This window comes from Streptomyces sp. NPDC079141 (assembly GCF_040686775.1).
Lineage (GTDB): Bacteria > Actinomycetota > Actinomycetes > Streptomycetales > Streptomycetaceae > Streptomyces.
The window spans coordinates 801,082-821,630 of record NZ_JBFBLP010000003.1 but is presented as its reverse complement, the minus strand read 5'-3'; the positions used below and the strand labels follow the sequence as shown (position 1 = coordinate 821,630).

Genomic DNA, 20,549 nt, shown 5'->3' with positions numbered 1-20,549 from the left:
GCCGTGCCCATGGACCGGTTCCGCCAGCCGAGACCGCTGCGGCACCTCACCGCGGCGGTCCCCGGCCTGCCACCCCTGGAGTCGCTCCTTCTCGCCGTGACCGTCGCCGCCCTGACGGCCGGAGGTGTCTGCCTCCTGGCGGGCGCCCCCGATGCCGCCGATCTGTGCTGGGCCCTGGGGACCGTGGCCGCCGTCGGGCCCGCCGTGGGCTGGGTGCTGGGCGCGCTGCGACGTGGGCGGGCGGGCGTGGACCTGATCGCGGTTCTGGCGCTCTGCGGCACGCTCGCCGTGGGCGAGTACCTGGCCGGCGCGCTGATCGCGCTGATGCTCGCCACCGGCCGCACCCTGGAGGCGGCCGCCCAGCGGCGGGCCTCGCGCGACCTGCGCGCCCTGTTGGAGCACGCGCCCCGTACGGCCCGTCTGCGCACCGGCGACGACGTGCGCACGGTGCCGCTCGCCGAGGTCGCCGTCGGCGACCTGCTCGTCGTCGGGCCCGGCGAGGTCGTGCCGGTCGACGGGACCGTGGCTGAGGACCCCGCGGTGCTCGACGAGTCGGTGCTGACCGGGGAGCCGCTGACCGTGTGGCGCACGCCGGGCGAGAGCGTGCGCAGCGGCGCGGTCAACGCGGGCGGCGCGTTCGCCCTGCGCGCGTCGGCGAACGAGCAGGACAGCACGTACGCGGGGATCGTCCGGCTGGCCCGGGAGGCGGACGCCGAGTCGGCGCCCGTGGTGCGGCTGGCCGACCGGTACGCGGCGTGGTTCCTGCCGCTCGCCGTGGCCGCCGCGGGGCTGGCGTGGCTGGTCACCGGTTCCGCCGTACGGGCGGTGGCGGTGCTGGTCGTCGCCACGCCCTGTCCGCTGCTGCTGGCGGCCCCGGTGGCCGTCGTCTCCGGTCTGTCGCGGGCTTCGCGGCGCGGTGTGGTGGTGCGCGACGGCGGGGCGCTGGAGAACCTCGGCCGGGCCCGCACCCTGCTGCTGGACAAGACCGGCACGCTCACCGCCGGCCGGCCCCGCGTGCTGGACGTGGTGGCCGCCCCCGGCTGGCAGCCGTCGCAGGTGCTGCGGCTGGCCGCCTCCCTCGACCGCTACTCGCCGCACGTGCTGGCCCGGGCCCTGCTCGACGCGGCCCGCGAGCGCGGACTGCGCCTGTCGGTGCCCACGGACGTGTCCGAGGAGCCCGGCCGCGGCGCCACCGGCACCGTGGCGGGCCGCCGGATGACCGTGGGCCGGGTCGCGCCCGGCGCCGAGCTGCCCGCTTGGGCCCGCGCTGCGGACAACCGGGCCGCGCTGGACGGGGCGGCGATCGCCTGGCTCGGCATCGACGGCCGCCCCGTCGGGGCCGTCCTGCTGCGCGATCCGCTGCGGCACGACGCTCCGCGCACCCTGCGCCGGCTGCGCTCGGCGGGCATCGAACGGCTCGTGATGCTCACCGGCGACCGTGCCGCCCCGGCCCGCGAAGCCGGCGCCGTGCTCGGCCTCGACGACGTGCAAGCCGGTCTCTCCCCGGCCGACAAGGTCGCCGTCGTGCGCGCCGAACGCGACCGTGCGGTCACCGTGATGGTGGGCGACGGCGTCAACGACGCGCCCGCGCTCGCCGCCGCCGACGTCGGGGTGGCGATGGGCGCCCGCGGCTCCACCGCCTCCTCCGAGGCCGCCGACATCGTGCTGACCACGGACCGGGTGGACCGTCTGGCCGACGCCGTCGCCATCGCCGTACGCTCCCGGCGCATCGCGGTGCAGAGCGCGCTCGGCGGCATGCTGATGTCGCTGGCGGCGATGGCGGCCGCCGCCTTCGGTCTGCTGCCGCCCGCGGCCGGCGCGCTGCTCCAGGAGGGCATCGACGTCGCGGTGATCCTCAACGCCCTGCGGGCGCTGGGCGACGACCGGTCCGCGCGGCCGGCGCTTCCGCAGTCCACGGAGGCCCTCATCCACCGCTTCGCCGCCGAGCACGACGATCTCCAGGACGTCCTGGAGGCCGTGCGCTCGGCCGCCGACCGGCTGTCGGCGGACCCCGGGCCCCGGGCCCTCGCGGCCGTGCGCGAGGTGCACCGCCTGCTCACCGAGCGGCTGCTGCCGCACGAGTACGCCGAGGAGCACCAGCTCTACCCGGCTCTGGCCCCCACGCTCGGCGGCCCCGAGGCCACGGCCACGATGAGCCGCGCCCACGTCGAGATCGACCGCCTGGCTCGCCGCATCGAAACCCACCTCACCCTGGTCGGCCCCGACGGTGACCTGGCCCCGGAGCAGCTCGACGACCTGCGTGCCTGCCTGTACGGGCTGCACACCGTGCTGCGCCTGCACTTCACGCAAGAAGAAGAGAACTACTTCTCCCTCGCGCCATGAGGTGACGCCATGAACGAACCCGTGCTCGAATGCGACCGTCTGGTAAGGCGGTTCGGCGAGCGCATCGCCGTCGACGACGTCAGTCTGCGCATCGCGCCGGGCGAGACGTACGGTCTGCTCGGGCCGAACGGTGCGGGAAAGACCACGACCATCAGGATGGTGTGCGGACTGCTGCGCCCCGACGCCGGGGCCGTCCGCGTGGCGGGCCGTCCGGTGAGCACCTCGGCCGGACCGGCCAAGCGGCTCATCGGCTTCGTCCCGCAGGACGTGGCCCTCTACCCGGATCTCAGCGTGCGCGAGAACCTCCGCTTCTTCGGCCGCCTCTACCGGCTGCCGCGCCGGAAGCTGGAGCGCCGCGTCGACGAGGTCCTCGATCTGATCGACCTGGGCACCCGGGCCGGTGACCGCGTCGAGTCCCTGTCGGGCGGCATGCGCCGGCGTCTGAACATCGGCGCCGGTCTCGTCCACGCGCCCACGCTGCTGGTGCTGGACGAGCCGACCGTCGGCGTCGATCCGCAGAGCCGGCACGCGATCCTGGAGAGCGTCACCCGGTTCGGCGAGGAGGGCATGGCCGTCCTCTACACCACGCACTACATGGAGGAGGCCGAGCGGCTGTGCAACCGGGTCGGCATCATCGACCGGGGCAGCCTCGTCGCCGAGGGCACCCCGCGCGAGCTGGTGCAGCTGGTCGCCGAGCGCGACCGGATCCGGCTGACCGCCGCGGGCGGCCTGACGGCTTACACGGAGGCGTGCCGGCGGCTGGCCCGGGTCGAGGGCGCGGCCCGCGGCGGTGACCACGGTGACGTGGTCGAACTGGTCGTCAAGGACGCCCGGAGCCTGCTGCCGGACCTGCTCGACCTCGCCCACGAACTGGACGTCGACATCCGCAGCGTGGAGATCGACGAACCCGATCTGGAGGCGGTGTTCCTGCATCTGACCGGCACCGCGCTGAGGGAGTGAGCCGCCGTGCATGTCGTACTCGCCATCGCGGCCAAGGACCTGCGGCAGCGGCTGCGCGACCGGTCGGCCTGGGTGATCGTGTTCCTCGCGCCCGTGCTGATCTCCGCGCTGATGGCGCTGGCGTTCAACAACAACGACGAGTTCCGCGCCAACCTCGGCGTCGTCGACCTGGACCGGGGCCCGGCCGCCACCGGGCTCGTCCAGGTGCTGAACAGCCCGGAGCTCGAAGGCACGGTCCAGGTGCGCTCCTACGACGACGAGGCCGCGGCACGCGAGGCGGTGGACGCGGGTGACGTGCACGCCGCGATCGTGCTGCCGAAGGGGTTCACGCAGTCGCTGCACGGTGGTGCCGCCGATGCCGTCACCGTCCTGGACAGCGTCGACTACGGCCTGCAGGCGCAGCTCGCCCGCGCGGTCACCGAGTCGTACGTCGCACAGGTCAACGCCGACCGGCTGTCGGTCGCCACGGCGGTCGCCGCGGGCGCTGCGGACTCCGACATCCCCGAACTGGCTGCCAAGGCCGCCCTGTTGAGGCTGCCCGAAGAGGTGCGGGCACAGGGGCTGCCCGACGACCCGCTGAAGGTGATCAGCTACTTCGGGCCCAGCATGGGCATGTTCTTCGTGCTCTTCACCGTGGGATTCGGCGCGCGGAGCTACTTCGTCGAACAGCAGCAGGGCACCCTCGACCGGATCGCCGCGGCGCCGGTCGGGCGGGGTGCGCTGCTGATCGGCAAGTCGGTGTCGACGTTCGTCTACAGCCTGGCCGGCCTCGCCACGGTGACGTTCGTGTCGTGGCTCGCCTTCGACGCCGACTGGGCCGACCCGCTCGGGGTCGCCGCGCTCAGTGTGGCCATGGCGGTGTGCGTGGTGTGTCTGACGGCGCTGGTCATCGCGCTGGTGCGGACCGAGCAGCAGGCGCAGGGCCTCGCCTCGATCCTGGTCTTCGCGCTCGTGCTGCTCGGCGGCAACTTCGTCTTCGCCTCCGGCACCACCCCGGCGATCCGCACCCTCGCCCTGTTCACCCCCAACGGCTGGGCGCTGCGCGGGTTCACCGATCTGGGCACCGGGGTGCGCGGCTGGGACGCCGTGGGCGCCCCGCTGCTCGGCATCGCCGCGTTCTCGGTCGTCGTGGCCGCGGTGACCGCTCTGCTCCTTCGGCTGAGGAGGACGCCATGACCGCGCTCGCCGTGACCCGGGCGACCCTCGCACGGGTGCTGCGCGACCGCACCGCGCTGTTCTTCATGGTGCTGCTGCCGGTCGCCATCATCGTCGTCATCGGGGTGACCGTGAGCGGCTTCGACCAGTTCCGGATCGGGCTCGTCCCGGCCGCCCGGTCGGGCCCGGTGGCACAGGAGTTGACCGCACAGCTGAAGGACGCGCCCGGGCTGCGTGCCCGTACGTACGACGCCGCGGACGACGCGCGCACCGCGCTGCGCCGGGCCCAGCTGGACGCGGTGGTGCTGGTACCGGACGGTCTCGACGCGGATGTACGGGAAGGGCGTTCGGTGACCGTGCGCGTGCTGGTGGAGCCCTCGGGCAGCGCCGGGCATTCGGCGGTGACGTCGGTGTCGGCCGTCGTGGCCGACCATGCGGCACGCATCCAGGCCGCCCGCTTCGCCGGTGACGAGACCGGCGGTTCCTTCGACGAGAGCCTCGCGCTCGCCCGCGGCGCCGAACGGGCCTCGTCCCCGATCGCCGTGCGCACCGAGACCGTGAACGGCCAGAGCGACTTCCTGCCGCTGGGCTACAGCTACAGCACGCCCACCATGCTGGTGCTGTTCGTGTTCATCAACGCCCTCGCGGGCGGCGCGGCCATCGTGCAGACGCGCCGGACGGGCGTGTACGCCCGGGCGCTCGCGGCACCGGTCGCCGCCCGCACGCTGGTGCTCGGCGAGACGATCGCCTATCTGCTGCTGGCCGTTCTGCAGTCCCTGCTGATCGTCGGCATCGGGGCGCTGGCCTTCGACGTGCAGTGGGGCGACCCGCTCGCCGCCGGCGTCCTGGTCACCGTGTGGGCGCTGGTCGGCACCGGTGCCGGGGTGCTGGCCGGGGCCCTGTTCCGTACACCGGAGCAGGTGCACGCGGTGGGCCCCACCCTCGGGATCGGCCTCGGGATGCTCGGCGGCTGCATGTGGCCGCTGGCCGTGGTGCCCGACTGGCTGCGCACCGCCGGCCACGCGGTGCCGCAGGCCTGGGCGGTCGACGCCTGGACGACACTGCTGTCCCGGGACGGGGACCTGGCCGCGATCCTGCGCGAGGTGGCGGTCCTCGGCGCGTTCGCCGCCGTGCTGCTCGCTCTGGCGTCCCTGTCGCTGCGACACCGGCTGGTCACCAACCCGGGTGCCTGAAAGGGCCGATCGGCCCACGCACGGGGAAACTCCCGCGCGCTGTACTGGAGTTGAGGGAACTTGCACAGAGGGGGTTATGGCATGACTACGTCACGCACGCTCCGCCATGTCGCACTCGTCGGAGCGCTGGCGGCCCTCGGCGCATCGGTGCCGTCGACCGCGAACGAGGTCCCGGCGGACAGCCCCGCCACCATCACCACCGTCGCCGGCCCGGCCCGCGGCGGCAGCCCCACGAACACCGTCGACCGGGTCGCCGACTTCTACGGCACCTACATCGACGTGCTGTACGACTCCGGCCGCAACCGACTGGCCGACTCCCTGCGCGGCCACTACCTCACCAAGGGGCTGCGCGACAGCCTGGCCCGCTGGGAGAGCGCCCACCACAAGGACGGCGTGCTGCGCGCGAAGGGCGTGCCGATCGCCTGGACGGCGGTCTACAACGACAGCGGCATGGGGCACTGCTGGACCAGGGTCACCCTCACCTGGCAGGACACCGGCAACCGGGTCCATCACACCCGGCTGATGGTGCAGTCCGACCTGGCGACGCAGTTGATCTCCGGCATCAAGGCCGCCTGACGGCCGGACGGACCCCTCCCACCGGGCCCGGTCGGCCGCGCACAGGACCGGTCGGCCCATGTCGGCGCCGGGGGCCGGGCGCGCAGCCTGGCAGTACACCGCTGCCGGGCGGCCGCAGACCCCGGCAGGACTCCCCGGAGGTGGTCATCATGGGCGCGCTCCCCTCACGTCGCTCGTCCCGGCGCTCGCCGAGCGAGCTGCACCTGCCGTGCGCGGAGCGCACCGTGGGCGTGGCGGCCGCGCTGCGCCTGCCCGAGGTGATGGTGCTGGTGGTCGAGGACACCTGCGCGGTGATCGCGCTGCGGGACTGGCAGCGTCGTGAACCGCCGCGGTGGCGGCCGCAGGCGCGTCATCGCTGGCAGGTCGAGGGACGGCGGTTGCGGGCCGAGAAGGCCCGGGTGAAGGACCTGGCCGCCCAGTGCCTGGACACGGCCGACTGACCAGGGGGTCCGGTGAAGGAGACCCTGCCCCTGGGACGGATCGCCGGAGTCCGGGTCGGTCTGCACTGGAGTGTGCTGGTCATCGTGGGGCTGGTGACCGTGACGCTGGCGGCCGGACGCTTCCCGGACGCCCATCCCGGTCACCGGTCCGGACTGTACTGGACGCTCGCGCTGCTGACGGCGCTCGTGTTCCTCGCCTCCCTGCTGGCGCACGAACTGGCGCACGCGATCGTGGCCCGGCGCAACGGCGTCACGGTGGACGGCATCACGCTGTGGATGCTCGGCGGTGTCGCCCGGCTGCACAGCGAGGCGCCCACGCCGCGCGCCGAGCTGCGGATCGCGGGGGTGGGACCGCTCACCAGCGCGGCGGCCGGGGTGCTGTTCACGGGGCTGACGCTGGGGCTGGACACGCTCGGCACCTCCGCGCTCGTGGTCGAGGCGACCGCCTGGCTGGCCGCGATCAACATCGTGCTGGCCGTCTTCAACGCCGTACCCGCCGCCCCGCTGGACGGCGGGCGCCTGCTGCGCGCCTACCTGTGGCAGCGCACCGGGGACCGGGTGCGGGCGACCCGCGGCGCCTCGGCCGCGGGCCGCGCGCTCGGCTGGTTCATGGTGATCACCGGGTTCTTCGCGGTGCTGTACGCCGGGGACCTGTCCGGCCTGTGGCCCGCCCTGATCGGCTGGTTCCTGATCGCCACGGCGACCGAGGAGGCCCGCCAGGCCGAGCTGCGCGGCGTCCTGGCCGATCTGCCGGTGCGCCAGGTGATGACCGGCGCCCCCGTCACCGTCCCGGCCACGGCGACGCTGGACGGCATCCTCAGGGAAGGTGCGTGGGACGGCTACCGCCACTCGGCCTTCCCGGTGCTGTCGCCGGACGGCGCCCCGGCCGGGCTGCTGACCCTGGCCATGGTCAGCCGTGTCCCGGCGCACGCCCGTGGGGGGACCACGGTCGAGGACGTGATGCGCCCGCTGCCCGAGGTCGAGACGGCCGCGCCCGGCGAGCCCGTCGTCGACCTGCTGCCCCGGCTCCGCGCGAGCCGCGACCGGCGGGCCCTGGTCCTCGACGAGGGGCGGCTCGTCGGCATCGTCACGCTCGCCGACATCAGCCGCGCCGTGACCTGGCTGTCTGCGGCCGGCCGGGCGCGGCGGTGAGGTGTCAGGAGCGGACGATCTCGTTCAGCCCCCGGCGGCCGCCGAACGTGCATACGATCATGCGGCGGCCCAGGGAGACACCCGCGCGGCCGTGAAGGAGGGGGTACCTTGTCCAGCCTTTCGAGACGATCTCTGCTCGGTTACTCGGGGACGACCGCCGCGGGCGCGGTGCTCGGCAGCGCGACGTCGGCGCAGCCGGCCCAGGCCGCGGAGGCGGAAGCGGAGACCACGTCGACAGTCTTCCCCCCGGACACGCTGTTCAACGGGATGTCCCGGATCTCGCACACCGACACGGGCACGGAGCTGTACATCAAGTTCAGCGTCCAGGTCGCCGAGACACCGCCGGCCGGCGCCGAGATCACTCCGCAGGAGATCGCCGAGCTGCTCAGTGAGTTCGCTGTGTCCCGGGGCTGGCCGCCGATCACGTTCTACGGCACACCCGCCCCCGCTCCGCTGAACTGACTCACGCGATCTCCAGCACCTCGTGCACGGGCCGGCGCGACGTTCCCGCCCCCGTCGGCCCGTAGCCGAGGCGCAGCACCATCTGCACGAAGCCCATCGCCGACTCGGGGTCCCGGACGGTCTCCCGCAGGTCCTGTTCCTCCAGGGCGTGGGACGTGAGGGAGGTGGCCAGGCCGGCGAGGGTGGCCGCGAGCAGGACGCGTTCCATCGCCTGGCCGGCGCGCAGCCAGTCGGCGGGGTGGTCGTCGGTGGTGCCGAGGAGTGCCAGGTTCGGGGTGCTCTCGAAGACGGCCGACGGGCGGCCGGGTATCGGGCGGCGGCCGGCGAAGTCCCGTACGGGTGCCCGCCCGCCGCGCTTGCGGGGGCCGAAGGCCTCCACCGGGATGCCGTCGGCTGCCGTCGCGGAGTCCTCGGTCCGGGTCCACCGGTAGATGTCCTCCAGCCGCTCGGGGTCCAGGCTGTCGCGCCCCTCGGCGTCGAGGATGTCACCGAGCAGGGACTCCAGGTGCCACCGGTCGGGGAACGTCAGCTGGGCGCCCTCCAGGCGGGCGGCCTCGCACAGCTTGTCCTGGAGGCCGGCCGGGATCTCCCGGTCCTCGAACGGATGGCGGCTGGTGTGCCGTCGGGCGATGGCGGGGAACAGGCGGGCCAGTTCGGTGTCCGGACGGGCCGTGCCGGTCAGGCGGGCGGTGGCGAGCAGCTCGGGGGCGGCCGGGTCCGGCAGGAGCACGGTCTCGGTGCTCCTGCCGAGGTGGGCGGCGGCGACCCGCAGGTTGAGCAGGGCCGCGCCGCAGCCCAGGTGGAGCCCCCGGTTGTCGGGGTCCGTGCGGGGCATGGCCCGGCCGAGGTCGGCGCGCAGTTCGAGGGTCCGGTCGGCGGACACGTGGCGGAAGCGCCACGGCTGCGCGTTGTGCAGGGACGGGGCGGCCGTGGCCGCAGTCACCAGGTCGATGACGGTGCTGGAGTCGAGCGGTTGCGCCGGCATGGGCGCACCTCCCCTCGGGGAGCGAAGCGGGCGCGGTCCCTCGGACCGCTCCTGACTGTCAGCTTCACGCCCGGCCCGGGCTGCCGGGAGGGGCCTTGAGGTCACTGACGGGGGCCATCCGGCCCTGGATCAGTCCGTGAGCCTCAGCCGCGCCGTCTCCCCCGGCTGCACGGAGACCGCGCGGTCCGGCAGCCGTACGTCGATCGGGGAGGCGTCGGAGGACGGTACGGCGATCTCCAGCCGGCCGCGCTCCAGGCGCAGCTCCACCCCCCAGTGGCCCTGGTAGCGCAGGGCGAAGCCGTACGAGGAGAGCTCCGGCAGCGGCACCGGGTCGAGCCAGAGCGCGCCGTCGCGGGTCTCCAGGCCGGTCAGTCCGCGCTGGACCAGATCGAGGGTGCCGGCCATGGCGCCGAGGTGGATGCCCTCGCCGGTGGTGCCGCCCTGGACGTCCGCGATGTCGCCCTGGAGGGCCTCCTGGCAGAACTTCCACGCCTCGGCACGGCGGGCGCGGGCCAGTACCCAGCCGTGGACCAGGCCGCTGAGGGTGGAGCCGTGGCTGGTGCGGTGCAGGTAGTGGTCGACGGTGCGGCGCCAGGTCTCCTCGTCGAGTTTCAGGCCCAACCGGCGGAACAGGCCCTGGAGTTCGGCCGGTGCGAAGAGGTAGCCGAGCATCAGGACGTCGGCCTGTTTGGAGGCCTGGTAGCGGTTGACGGTGTCGCCCTCCGCCTCCAGGATCCGGTCCAGGCGGCGGATGTCGCCGTAGCGCTGCCGGTACTCCTCCCAAGGGAGTTCGGCGAGTTCGCCGTAGCCCTCGAACTGGCTGATGACACCGGCATGGAAGGGGACGTGGAGGGTGCGGGAGACGTCCTCCCACTGCTCCAGTTCGCCGCCGTCGAGGCCGGTGCGCTCGACGAGTTCGCGGCGCCTGGGCTCGGGCAGGGCGCGCATCAGGTCCAGGGTGCGGGTGAGCACCCAGGCGGCGGTGACGTTGGTGTAGGCGTTGTCGTCGAGGCCGGGGGTGCTCGCGCCGGGGTAGGCGTCGTGGTACTCGTCGGGGCCGACGACGCCCTTGATGCGGTGCCGTTCGAGGGTGTCGTCGTATTCGGCGGCGTCGGCCCAGAAGCGGGCGATCTGGAGGAGCATCTCGGCGCCCTTGGTGTGCAGGAACTCCAGGTCGCCGCTGGCCTCGTAGTACTGCCACACGTTGTAGGCGATCGCCGATCCCACGTGGTACTGGAGCCGGGAGTGGTCGGGCAGCCAGCGCCCCGAGTTGGGGTTGAGGTGGAGCTGCTGGGTCTCCTCGCGGCCGTCGCTGCCGCTCTGCCACGGGTACAGGGCGCCCCTGCGGCCGACCGCCAGGGCCGAGGTGCAGGCCTGTTCCAGGCGGCGGTGGCGGTAGCGCAGCAGGGCCCGGGAGACCTCGGGGAAGTGCAGGTTGAGGTAGGGCAGCACGAACAGCTCGTCCCAGAAGACATGGCCCCGGTAGGCCTCGCCGTGCAGTCCCCGGGCGGGCACGCCGACGTCGAGGTCGGCGGTGTGCGGGGAGAGCGTCTGCAGGACGTGGAAGAGGTGCAGGCGCAGGATGCGTCCCGATTCTCCGTCGACGTCGAGGGCGGCCCGCCGCCAGAGCTGGTCCCAGGCCGTGAGGTGGGACTCGAACAGGTCATCGAAGCCGGGGGCGCGGCCTACCCGGTCGACCGCGGCGTACAGCGGGTCGCTGATGGCCGGATCGCGGGAGGTGTGCAGGGCGACGATCTTGTCGACGGTGAAGGTGCGGCCCTCGGTCAGCTCCAGCACCGTGTGCTGGGTGGTGCGCGGGCTCTTGTTCCGTACGGTGACCGGCGCGTCGGAAATGAGCCGGGCGGCCATGCCGATCCGGAGGTCGGAGGTGCGGGTGCGGCAGCGCAGCCACACGGTCTGTGGGGTGGCGGTGCCCGCGTGCACGTGGGTCAGGTGCCGTCCGTCCAGGTCGCGGTAGCGCGGCACGCCCGCGTTGGTGACGCCGCCGTCGAGGGAGGCCTCCACCTCCAGCTCACCGGCGAAGCCCTCGGCGGTGAACTCGGTGCGCAGGGCGGCCAGATGGGGATCGGCCATGTGCACGATCCGCTGCTGACGCACCCTCAGCACCCGTCCCTCACCGAGGTCGTAGCGGGTGCGTCGCTCCAACATGCCCGAGGTCAGGCGCAGTTCCAGCCGGTGTGCGAGCAGTGGCACGGTGTCGGGGGTGATCCAGGGCCCGCCGCGCAGGCGGAAGCGCAGCGGCAGCCAGTTCGGGACGTTGACCATGTCCTCGTTCTCGACCTGCCGCCCCGACACGTCGGAGGTGAGCCGGTTGTAGCAGCCCGCGACATAGGTGCCCGGGTAGTGGATGTCGTCGGCGTCGCACTCCGGGAGGGCGCCCCGGGTGGCGAAGTAGCCGTTGCCCAGGGCACACAGGGACTCGCGCAGCCGTTCGTCCGCGGGCTCGTAGCCCTCGTACTCCCAGGTCCATCCCGTCACATCGACTCCTCCCCCAGCAGTTCCGCAAGATCCCGTACGACGATGTCGGCGCCGTGCCGGCGCAGCCTCCCGGCCGAGTCCCCCGCCACTGCGCGATCCACTCCCACGACCAGCGCGAAGCCGCCGTTGCGGCCCGCCTCCACGCCCGCCAGGGCGTCCTCCACGACGGCGGCGCGGTCGGCGGGCACCCCGAGCCGGTCGGCAGCGGTGAGGAACAGGTCGGGCTTCGGCTTGCCCGGCAGCCCGAGCCGGGCCGCCTCGCCGCCGTCCACGAGGACGTCGAACAGGTCGCGCACGCCGGCCCGGGAGAGCAGCTCGGCGGCGTGCCGGGAGGCCGAGGCCGCCGCGACGGGGATGCCCGCCGACCGCAGGGCCCGCACCAGCCGCACCGTGCCGGGATAGGCGTCCACGCCGTGCTTGCGCAGCCGCTCGGTGAACAGCCGCTCCTTGTCGGCGGCGACCTCCCGCACGGTCTCGTCCGAGGCGTCGATGCCGCGCGAGGCGAGGAAGGCGGCGGCGCCGTCGAGGCGGGACTTGCCGTCCACGTGCCGCAGATAGTCGTCGCGGACGTCGAAAGGCCGCCGTTGCCCGGGGTCCGCGGGCGGATGCGCGCGCAGGAAGGCGTCGAAGGCCTCCTTCCAGGCCGCGGCGTGGACCCGCGCCGAGTCGGTGATCACTCCGTCCGTGTCGAAGACGACGGCTTTGATGTCGTTGAGCAGGGGGTCGAGTGCAGTGGGACGCTCCATGGTCACTCCGGCTGCGGGACGACGGCGACGGGGCATTCGGCGTGGTGCAGCAGGGTGTGTCCCACGCGGCCGAGCTGGAGGCCGAAGTGACCGGTGCGATGCCGGGCTCCGATGATCACGAGGTCGGCGGCCGCCGACCGGTTCAGCAGGACCCGGCGGGGCGGTCCCTCCACGACGGCGCGGCGCACCCGCACCCCTGGATGCTCGTCCGCGGCATCGTGCAGGAGGGCGTCGAGCAGGGCGGAGGCCTGTTCCTCGTGGGCCTGGGCGGGGTCCCCGGCCAGCAGCGGGTGGTCGGGCGGGCGGTGCGCGGGGCGGCGCCAGGCGCGTACGACGTCGAGGACGCAGCCGCGTGCCTCGGCCTCACGGAAGGCGAAGCGCGTCGCCTCTCCGGCGACGGCCGGGTCGGCGGCGCCGAGCAGGATCCGTTCGTGGGTGCCCGCCAGGCCCGCCTTGTCACCACGGACGACGACGACCGGCCCCTGGGCGCGGGCGGCAACTGTCAGCCCGACGGAGCCGAGGAGCAGGCCGGCGAGCTCGCCACGACCGCGGGAACCGGTCACCACGGCGAAGGCGTGGTGGGCCTCGCCGAGCAGGGCGTGCGTGGCCTCGTCGGGGATCACGTCCACGGAGACCTTGACCTCGGGGTTGCGGCGGCGGGCGCGCTCCGCGGCGGTCGCGACGATCTCCTCCGCCGTCACCTGCTCGGGCGGACGGTCCGGATCGTCGGAGGGCACCTCACCCTCGTAGCGCTCCCACAGCGACGCGTACACCAGGCGCAGCGCCAGACCGTGCCGCGCGGCCTCGTCCACGGCCCAGTCGACCGCCTGGAGGCCGCCGGGCGATCCGTCGACGCCCACGACCAGGGGCAGCTCCATGGCATCCACCGCCTTCCGTCGGGCTGCGCCATGGCGCAGCGCGCTACTCCCACTCCACCGTCGCACGGGCGGCCGGGCGGCCGCAGGGGGTGGATCGGCCGGGGTCGGGGGCCATTCGGCCCCTAACGACCGCCCGCGCGCGAGGCGGACGCTGAAGGTGAGCCAGGGGACTCACCGTGGCGGTCGAACGGGCTGCCCGGCTCCCCGCTTCGACAAGGCCCGGCGCTGGGTCCGGGCGGACCTTGGAGGTCTGCAATGCCTCCGCTCATCCTCATCGGCGCGGTTGTCGTGGGCGCGAGCCTGGTGTTCGGCTACGACTCGATCATCGTCGGCCTGGTCCTGATGATCACCGGCGTCCTCGGCCTCATGGCCTTCATGTCCACGCCGGGCAACATCCGGCGCCCCGGCGAACGCGAAGTGGTGATCGAAAAGCGGTACATGGGCGACCACGACGACCACCGCACCTTCCGCTGAGCACCGACGAGCCGGATCCGGAGGGAGCGATCCATGGCTACGGAAGCACTGCACCCGGTTTATCCCGCACGGCTGACCGCGCGCCTCGACGAGGGGCTGTCGCGCTGGCTGTGGCTGGTGAAGTGGCTGCTCGCCCTGCCCCACTTCGTCGTCCTCGCCTTCCTGTGGGTGGGGTTCGTCCTGGTGAGCGTGGTGGCGTTCTTCGCGATCCTGTTCACCGGCCGCTATCCGCGTGCGCTGTTCGACTACAACACCGGGGTGATGCGCTGGAGTTGGCGGGTGGCGTACTACGCGTACGGCGCGCTCGGCACCGACCGCTATCCGCCGTTCACGCTGGCGGACGTGCCCGACTATCCGACGCACTGGGACATCGCGTACCCCGAGGAGTTGTCCCGGGGTCTGGTCCTGGTGAAGTGGTGGCTGCTGGCGATACCCCACTACCTGGTGCTGGGGTTCCTGCTCGGCGGGGCCCGGGTGGCCTGGTTCTCGGCCGGGCTGATCGGGCTGCTCACCCTGTTCGCCGGCATCGCCCTGGCCTTCACCGGCCGCTATCCGCGCGACATCTTCGACCTGGTGATCGGCCTCAACCGGTGGGCGCTGCGCGCGATGGCCTACGCCGCACTGCTCACCGATGTGTATCCGCCGTTCCGGCTCGACCAGGGCGGCGCCGAACCGGAGTCACTGCCATGACCACCGCACTGGTCTCCGCCTTCCTGTTCGTGCACGGACTGCTGCATCTGGCGGTCTGGCTGCCGCACGACACCGCGGAGCAGCCGTTCAACCCGCGGCACTCGTGGGCGCTCGCCGCGGCGGGCGTGCCCCGCGCGCGGGTCGTCGACCGGGCCGCCATCGGCATGGCCGCCGTCACCGCGATGCTCTACGTCATCGCCGGCTCGGCCGCCGCCGCGCAGAGCGGCGGCTGGGCGACCGCGGCGGTGATCGCGGCGTGCGCCGGGCTGCTGCTGAAGGCCCTCTGGTTCAACCCCTGGCTGACGCTCGGCGTGCTGCTGGACGTGGGCGTCGTCGCCGCCGTCCTGACGAGCTGGCCGGGGTCGCTGTACTGAGTCGGTGGTAGGGGCCGAACGGCACAGGCACGGCACCGCTCGGCCCACGCCCCGCGCGCCCTGTCCCCGGGAGCCTGGGGGAAGAGGCCGTCAGGGGAGGAAACCATGACCGAACACGCCGACGGGATCGTGGTGGGCGTCGACGGATCGGAGGCGTCCGTGGCCGCGCTGCGCTGGGCGGCCGAGCAGGCGCGCACCCTGGGCGCGGCGGTTGTCGCCGTCCACGCCTGGCAGCCGTCCACGGCCGTCCTGGCACCCTACGCGCCGACGGCCGGCAGGCCGACGGCCGCCGAGGAGCGGGTGCGGGCCGCCGAGCTCCTGGCGTCCACCGTCCGCGAGGCCTTCGGGCCGCGCCTCGGTGCCGATGTGCGTGCGGTCGTGGCGGAGGGCCTGCCCGCGCGGGTGCTGCTCCAGCACGCGCGCGGTGCCCTGCTGCTCGCGCTGGGGCGCACGCCCCACGACCAGGGAGCCCTCCCGGCGGTCGGCTCGGTGAGCCGCGCCTGCCTGCGGCACGCCACGGTGCCCGTCGTGACGGTGCCCGCCCCCGCGAAGAACCCCGCCGGGACCGCGCTCGCGAGGTGAGTGTCATGCGGGTACTGGTCGGATACGCGACCGCGCACGGCTCCACCCGGGGCGTCGCCGAGCGACTCGCCGCGGGCCTGGGCCGGGCGGGGCTGAAGGCCGAGGTGTACCCCCTGAACGCCGTCGACGACGCGGACGCGTACGACGCGTTCGTCCTCGGCAGCGCCGTGCACGGTCAGCGCTGGCTCGATCCGGCGCGGGACTTCCTGCGGGACAACCTGGAACTGCTCGGTTCCCGGCCGGTGTGGATCTTCAGCGTCGGCATGCCGGGGGCGCTGCGCGGGCCGTTCAAGCGGATGGGCCCGATGGAGGCCCCGGTGATCGTCCGCAGCCTGCCGGCCGGGCTGTCGTACCGGTCGCACCGGCTGTTCTCCGGCGTCATCCGCGCCTCCCACCTGCCGCTCGGCGGCCGTATCAGGTTCCGTCTGCTCGGCGGCCGCTACGGCGACCATCGCGAATGGGACGCCATCGACGCATGGGCGGCGCAGATCGCCCAGGACCTGCCGCGGACATGAAGGCTCCCCGCCGCGCCGACGGCGGGGAGTCACGAGGAGGCCGTCCGGTTCGCCGTGCGATCCGGCCGGGTGCGGTGCCTCAGCAGTGGACGGACGTGCGGTGGACGGTCGTTGCGGGCCCTTGCGGGGTCCGTGCCGGCGTGCCCGGAGTCCTGCGCGCACGGCGGACCTGCCGGCGCAGCGCGAGCGCGTCGAACAGTGCGGCGAGGGCGAAGGTCACCCCCATCGCCGCGAACAGCAGGAGCGTGAACCGCTCCCAGAACTCCGGTGTGAGACTCGTACCCACGGTCCTCTCCCCCTCCGGTCGGTGGCTTTCCTCCTCGCCTCCAGCCTTCTCCGCCACGGCCGCCGCCGCATGAGCCATGCGGCCCGAACGAAGGGCCGGCGCGGCCCTTGCCCGTACGAACGAACGGTCGGCTGTTCCGAGGGGGCCGGTCGGCCCTGGTGATCGGTACGGCTCGGCCCACGATCGGGGGTCGGTGGCCTCATGGCACCGCGCTCGGGCGAGGACAAGGCTTGCTGGTACGCGCGGGACGAGCCGCAGGCAGCGATCCGGGAGGCGACGGTCATGAAGCGCATTCACGAGACCCGGCAGCCTCGGCCCGTCCGCCGTCCCGAGCCCCAGGACCTGCGCACGCCCTCGGGGCGGCCCATGCCGTACTGAGCGGCCGGCGTTCAGCGGACGAGGACCCGCTCCCCGGAGCGCGGTACCACCGCCGTCCAGCCCAGGGTCCGGTCGATGCGGTCGCGCAGCGCCTCGGCCGCGTCGGGCTCGCCGTGCACCAGGTAGGTGGTGTGCGGCGCCGGCGCCCCGCGCAGCCACTCGATGACCTGTCCGGCGTCGGCGTGGGCCGAGAAGTGCGGCACGTCGGCGACGCGGGCGCGCACCGGGACGTACTCCCCGAACATCTTGAGCACCTTGGCGCCGTCCACGAGGTCACGGGCGCGTGTGCCCTGCGCGGCGAAGCCCACCACGACGACGGCGTTGCGCGGGTCGGGCAGCAGTCGGCGCAGGTGGTGCAGGACGCGTCCCCCGGTGGCCATGCCGGAGGCCGAGACGATGACCGCGGGCCCGCTCGTACGGCTGAGGTCCACGGACTCCTGGATCGAGCGGACCGGGTGGAACGGCTCGGGGCTCAGCGCGGCGGTGCCGGCCAGCGCGATCTCGGGCCGCAGTTCGGGCGCCCGGGTGAGCAGGGCGTCCCGGTAGACGTCGAGGGCGGCGAGCGCCATCGGGCTGTCCACGTACACCGGCACCGCCGCCGGGAGCCGGCCGGTGCGGCGGAGTTCGGCGAGCTCGTGCAGGACGACCTCGGTGCGGTCGAGGGCGAACGCGGGGATGACGACGGTCCCTCCGCGGGCGAGCGTGCGGGTCACCACGTCGGCGAAGTGTGCCCGGCCCGCCTCCTCCTCGTGCCGCCGGTTGCCGTAGGTCGACTCCATCAGCAGCACGTCGGCCCCGGAGAACGGCTCCGGAGGCAGCAGCAGCGGATGCCCGGGGCGGCCGAGGTCCCCGCTGACGGCGAGGGTGTGGCCGTCCTCCAGGGTCAGGCGGGCCCAGGACGAGCCGAGGATGTGTCCGGCGGGGTGCAGGGTGAGCCGGGTCCGGACGGCGATGTCCACCGGTGTGCAGGGCGGCACGGGCTGCAGGAGCTTCAGGGTGCGGTCCACGTCCGAGTCGTCGTACAGCGGCTGCGCGGGGTGGTGCTTGGACCAGCCGTGCTCGTTGGCGTGCTGGGCCGCCTCCAGTTGGAGCTTGGCGCTGTCCCGCAGCACGATCTCCATCAGCCGGGCGGTGTACTCGGTGGTCACGATCCGGCCGCGGAAGCCGTGGCGGGCCAGCCGGGGCAGATAGCCGCAGTGGTCGAGGTGGGCGTGCGTGACGACCACCGTCTCGATGTCCTCGGCATCGCAGGGCAGCCCTCGCCAGTTGCGCCTGCGCAGGTCGGCCAGGCCCTGGAATAGTCCGCAGTCGACGAGTACGCGCGCGTGGTCGCTCTCGACCAGGAACTTGCTGCCGGTGACCGTCCCCACGCCGCCCAGGAAGGTCAGCAGGGCGGGCCGGGGTCGCGTCGGTGTGCGGTCCTCGGGATCACCGATCACGTGGGTCATGACATCGCCCTCCTCGGAGGTCGGGCCCATCGGCCCTGGTGGATCCACAGTCCGTGTGGTGTGCTTGAAGTGACGGGAAGGACCCCGTACCAGACGCGGAGAAGCGGCTTCGGGCCGCGCACCGCGCAATCAGGATCCGCGAGAAGCGGATGGGTCCTTCCCGCCTTTGCGTGCCGCCTTCCGCCGGACGCTCTCCGTCGCCCCTTCAGGGTGCTGGCCCGGGACGGCCCTGCCATGGGCCGAAGGGCCCCGCTCGCGGGCCTGAACAGCCTGCACCGCGCGCGGCGCACCCCCACCGGCCGGTGCCGGACGACCCTGCCGCGCCGCTCCGGGACGCGGTGCAATGGAAGGAGAGACGCGCCGCCGTCGCGGCGGCACGGCGCGCGCATGAGGAGGTGGCCCATGCGCTTCGAGAACCGTGCGGACGCGGGGCGCCGGCTGGCCCGGCGCCTGGAACACCTGCGCGGGCGGGACGTGGTGGTCCTGGGCCTGCCGCGGGGCGGAGTGCCCGTCGCCCACGAGGTGGCCCGCGAGCTCGGCGCCCCTCTGGACGTGCTCGTGGTGCGCAAGCTGGGGGTGCCCTGGCAGCCGGAGCTGGGCTTCGGCGCCGTCGGGGAGGACGGGGTGCGCGTCCTCAACGACGACGTGCTCGACGACGCCCGGCCGACCCCCGCCGAACAGGCCGCCGTCGAAGAGGCCGAGCGGGCCGAACTCGACCGACGCGTACGCCGCTACCGCCCCGGCCGCGAGCCGGTCCCGCTGACCGGCCGTACGGCGCTGGTCGTGGACGACGGTCTGGCCACCGGCGCGACCGCTGCGGCCGCCTGCCGGATCGTGCGGGGGCGGGGCGCGGCCCGGGTCGTCCTCGCCGTCCCGGTCGGCCCGCAGAACACCGTCGACCGCCTGCGCGCGGTGGCCGACCAGGTGGTCTGCCTGCTGCCGGTGCGCCGCCTGGGCGCGGTCGGCGCCTGGTACGACGACTTCGAGCAGGTCGGCGACGCGGAGGTGACCGCGCTCCTGGCCCGGTCCGTCGACGCCGCGCGGGCACCGAGGGCCGTGCCCCGCAACGAGGATGTCGCCGTGTCCGCCGGGCACGTCCGGCTGACCGCTCGGCTCGTGCTGCCCGAAGTGGCCCCGGCCGTGGTCGTGTTCGCACACGGCAGCGGCAGCAGCCGGCACAGTCCGCGCAACCGCCGTGTCGCCGACGTCCTCAACCGGGCCGGTCTCGGCACGCTGCTGCTCGATCTGCTCACCGAGGCCGAGGAGACCGACCGGACGAACGTCTTCGACATCGGCCTGCTCGCCGGGCGCCTGCACGCCGCGGCGCTCTGGGTGGGCCGGGAAGCGGGCCTGCCCGTCGGGTACTTCGGGGCGAGCACCGGCGCGGCCGCCGCGCTGGAGGCGGCTGCCGTCCCGGGCGCGGACGTCCGGGCGGTCGTGTCCCGGGGCGGCCGTCCCGACCTCGCCGCCCCCGCCGCCCTGGCCCGGGTGCGGGCCCCGACCCTGCTCGTCGTGGGTTCCCGCGACACGCGGGTGCTCAGCCTCAACCGGCTCGCCGCCGACCGGCTGCACTGCCCGCACCGGCTCGCCGTCGTCCCCGGCGCCACCCATCTCTTCGAGGAGCCGGGCGCCCTGTCCACGGTCGCCGAACTGGCCCGCGACTGGTTCACCGTCCACCTCGCGCGCACGCCCGCGGGGGCCGGGCCCTAGCCGGTCAGGGCGGCGAATTCCGTCGCTTGCCTGCCTGTGCCCGGCTTAGCATCGACGCTCATGGGTGCAGACATCGACGGCGTGATCGAGTGCCGCTCGGCCGACGGGCGTTGGGAGATGGAGGTCGACCTTCTGGATCTCCGGCTGGGGCGGGACCGCGAGGCGTGGGGGTGTCTGTTCGACTTCGGCGGGACGGGGGGCGTGGAGCGTCCCCTCTTCGCCGACCGCGGGATTCCGGGCGACACCTCGGATCCGGTGCGGGAGACCGGAGTCGGGGACTACCAGCACAGCCACACCCATGCCACCTGGGCGGAGGTCGCCGCGGTCGACTGGGACGCCCCGCTCGCCGACGAGCCTGCCTGGAACTGGGCGGGCGTGTGGCGGCCCGCCGACGACGGCGAACTCGTCCGGCAGGGCATCGTCTGGGCCTCGGCCACGCCCGGACTGGAGCAGGCCACGGCCGACGCGTTCGGCGAGGACATTTTCAGCCCGTGGGAATGGCCGCAGGGCGGTGAGGTCCACCTGGACGGCGCCGTGTACCGCCCGGTGATCCTCACCGCGCGGATGCTCGCGCCCCCGGACCAGGCGCCCTGGGACAGGGTCTGGCAGGCGATGCGGGATCTCGCCGCCGAGCACGGGGACGAGAACGTACGGCTGGTCGTCTGGTTCGGCTGACGTCTGGGGACTGATCGATGTGAGGTGG

Annotated in this window: 22 protein-coding genes; 16 read left to right on the top strand and 6 right to left on the bottom strand. The window is 73.9% G+C overall.

Annotated elements, in window-relative coordinates:
- The first annotated feature begins 9 nt into the window (after positions 1–9).
- From AB0Q90_RS13480 to AB0Q90_RS13445, 8 genes are all read left to right on the top strand, one after another.
- Positions 10–2,343, top strand: coding sequence for a heavy metal translocating P-type ATPase (locus AB0Q90_RS13480; RefSeq protein WP_363161972.1), 2,334 nt, complete (start codon positions 10–12; stop codon positions 2,341–2,343).
- A 9-nt stretch (positions 2,344–2,352) separates the two neighbouring features.
- A complete protein-coding gene (locus tag AB0Q90_RS13475; protein WP_363161971.1) occupies positions 2,353–3,303 on the top strand; it encodes an ABC transporter ATP-binding protein in 951 nt (316 codons plus the stop codon).
- 6 nt (positions 3,304–3,309) lie between these two features.
- On the top strand, positions 3,310–4,479 hold the full coding sequence (locus tag AB0Q90_RS13470) for an ABC transporter permease (protein ID WP_363161970.1): 1,170 nt from the start codon (positions 3,310–3,312) through the stop codon (positions 4,477–4,479).
- On the top strand, positions 4,476–5,651 hold the full coding sequence (locus AB0Q90_RS13465; RefSeq protein ID WP_363161969.1) for an ABC transporter permease: 1,176 nt from the start codon (positions 4,476–4,478) through the stop codon (positions 5,649–5,651). The genes AB0Q90_RS13470 and AB0Q90_RS13465 overlap by 4 nt, the downstream gene beginning before the upstream one ends.
- 81 nt (positions 5,652–5,732) lie before the next feature.
- Positions 5,733–6,227: a hypothetical protein gene (locus AB0Q90_RS13460; protein ID WP_363161968.1), complete on the top strand. Its 495-nt coding sequence runs from the start codon at positions 5,733–5,735 to the stop codon at positions 6,225–6,227.
- A gap of 149 nt (positions 6,228–6,376) precedes the next feature.
- A complete protein-coding gene (locus AB0Q90_RS13455; protein ID WP_363161967.1) occupies positions 6,377–6,667 on the top strand; it encodes a hypothetical protein in 291 nt (96 codons plus the stop codon).
- 12 nt (positions 6,668–6,679) lie between these two features.
- A complete protein-coding gene (locus AB0Q90_RS13450; RefSeq protein ID WP_363161966.1) occupies positions 6,680–7,819 on the top strand; it encodes a site-2 protease family protein in 1,140 nt (379 codons plus the stop codon).
- Between the two features lie 108 nt (positions 7,820–7,927).
- Positions 7,928–8,281 carry a twin-arginine translocation signal domain-containing protein gene (locus AB0Q90_RS13445; protein ID WP_363161965.1) on the top strand — a complete coding sequence of 118 codons (354 nt, stop codon included), beginning with the start codon at positions 7,928–7,930 and terminating at the stop codon, positions 8,279–8,281.
- Position 8,282: 1 nt separating this feature from the next.
- Here the strand turns inward: AB0Q90_RS13445 and AB0Q90_RS13440 are convergent, their stop codons facing one another.
- The 4 genes from AB0Q90_RS13440 to AB0Q90_RS13425 form a co-directional block, all read right to left on the bottom strand.
- Positions 8,283–9,266, bottom strand: coding sequence for a nitroreductase family protein (locus AB0Q90_RS13440; RefSeq protein WP_363161964.1), 984 nt, complete (start codon positions 9,264–9,266; stop codon positions 8,283–8,285).
- A gap of 129 nt (positions 9,267–9,395) precedes the next feature.
- A complete protein-coding gene (locus AB0Q90_RS13435; RefSeq protein WP_363161963.1) occupies positions 9,396–11,765 on the bottom strand; it encodes a glycosyl hydrolase family 65 protein in 2,370 nt (789 codons plus the stop codon).
- Positions 11,762–12,511: a beta-phosphoglucomutase family hydrolase gene (locus AB0Q90_RS13430; RefSeq protein WP_363161962.1), complete on the bottom strand. Its 750-nt coding sequence runs from the start codon at positions 12,509–12,511 to the stop codon at positions 11,762–11,764. Before AB0Q90_RS13430 ends, AB0Q90_RS13435 begins: the two co-directional genes overlap by 4 nt.
- Before the next feature lie 2 nt (positions 12,512–12,513).
- Positions 12,514–13,389 carry a universal stress protein gene (locus AB0Q90_RS13425; RefSeq protein WP_363161961.1) on the bottom strand — a complete coding sequence of 292 codons (876 nt, stop codon included), beginning with the start codon at positions 13,387–13,389 and terminating at the stop codon, positions 12,514–12,516.
- 255 nt (positions 13,390–13,644) lie between these two features.
- Between AB0Q90_RS13425 and AB0Q90_RS13420 the strand changes: the two genes are divergently transcribed.
- From AB0Q90_RS13420 to AB0Q90_RS13400, 5 genes are all read left to right on the top strand, one after another.
- Complete coding sequence (locus AB0Q90_RS13420) at positions 13,645–13,863, top strand: hypothetical protein (protein ID WP_363161960.1); 219 nt, start codon at positions 13,645–13,647, stop codon at positions 13,861–13,863.
- Between the two features lie 33 nt (positions 13,864–13,896).
- Complete coding sequence (locus AB0Q90_RS13415; RefSeq protein ID WP_363161959.1) at positions 13,897–14,553, top strand: DUF4389 domain-containing protein; 657 nt, start codon at positions 13,897–13,899, stop codon at positions 14,551–14,553.
- Positions 14,550–14,927, top strand: coding sequence for a hypothetical protein (locus tag AB0Q90_RS13410; protein WP_363161958.1), 378 nt, complete (start codon positions 14,550–14,552; stop codon positions 14,925–14,927). The genes AB0Q90_RS13415 and AB0Q90_RS13410 overlap by 4 nt, the downstream gene beginning before the upstream one ends.
- A gap of 105 nt (positions 14,928–15,032) precedes the next feature.
- Positions 15,033–15,509, top strand: a complete 477-nt coding sequence (locus AB0Q90_RS13405; protein ID WP_363161957.1) for a universal stress protein — start codon at positions 15,033–15,035, stop codon at positions 15,507–15,509.
- A 5-nt stretch (positions 15,510–15,514) separates the two neighbouring features.
- Positions 15,515–16,024 (top strand): flavodoxin domain-containing protein, encoded by a 510-nt coding sequence (locus tag AB0Q90_RS13400; protein WP_363161956.1) that lies wholly within the window; start codon positions 15,515–15,517, stop codon positions 16,022–16,024.
- 79 nt (positions 16,025–16,103) lie between these two features.
- Here AB0Q90_RS13400 and AB0Q90_RS13395 read toward each other — a convergent pair whose 3' ends face one another.
- Positions 16,104–16,310: a hypothetical protein gene (locus tag AB0Q90_RS13395; RefSeq protein ID WP_363161955.1), complete on the bottom strand. Its 207-nt coding sequence runs from the start codon at positions 16,308–16,310 to the stop codon at positions 16,104–16,106.
- Between the two features lie 201 nt (positions 16,311–16,511).
- Here AB0Q90_RS13395 and AB0Q90_RS13390 point away from each other — a divergent pair, with 201 nt between their 5' ends.
- Positions 16,512–16,688, top strand: a complete 177-nt coding sequence (locus AB0Q90_RS13390) for a hypothetical protein (protein WP_363161954.1) — start codon at positions 16,512–16,514, stop codon at positions 16,686–16,688.
- 11 nt (positions 16,689–16,699) lie between these two features.
- Here the strand turns inward: AB0Q90_RS13390 and AB0Q90_RS13385 are convergent, their stop codons facing one another.
- The gene (locus AB0Q90_RS13385) at positions 16,700–18,136 is read right to left on the bottom strand and encodes an MBL fold metallo-hydrolase (protein ID WP_363161953.1); all 1,437 of its coding nucleotides are present in this window, start codon (positions 18,134–18,136) and stop codon (positions 16,700–16,702) included.
- Between the two features lie 402 nt (positions 18,137–18,538).
- On the opposite strand from AB0Q90_RS13385, the gene AB0Q90_RS13380 reads away from it, so the two are divergent.
- Positions 18,539–19,846, top strand: coding sequence for a phosphoribosyltransferase family protein (locus tag AB0Q90_RS13380; protein WP_363161952.1), 1,308 nt, complete (start codon positions 18,539–18,541; stop codon positions 19,844–19,846).
- A gap of 60 nt (positions 19,847–19,906) precedes the next feature.
- Positions 19,907–20,521 (top strand): hypothetical protein, encoded by a 615-nt coding sequence (locus AB0Q90_RS13375; RefSeq protein ID WP_363161951.1) that lies wholly within the window; start codon positions 19,907–19,909, stop codon positions 20,519–20,521.
- Positions 20,522–20,549 lie beyond the last annotated feature (28 nt).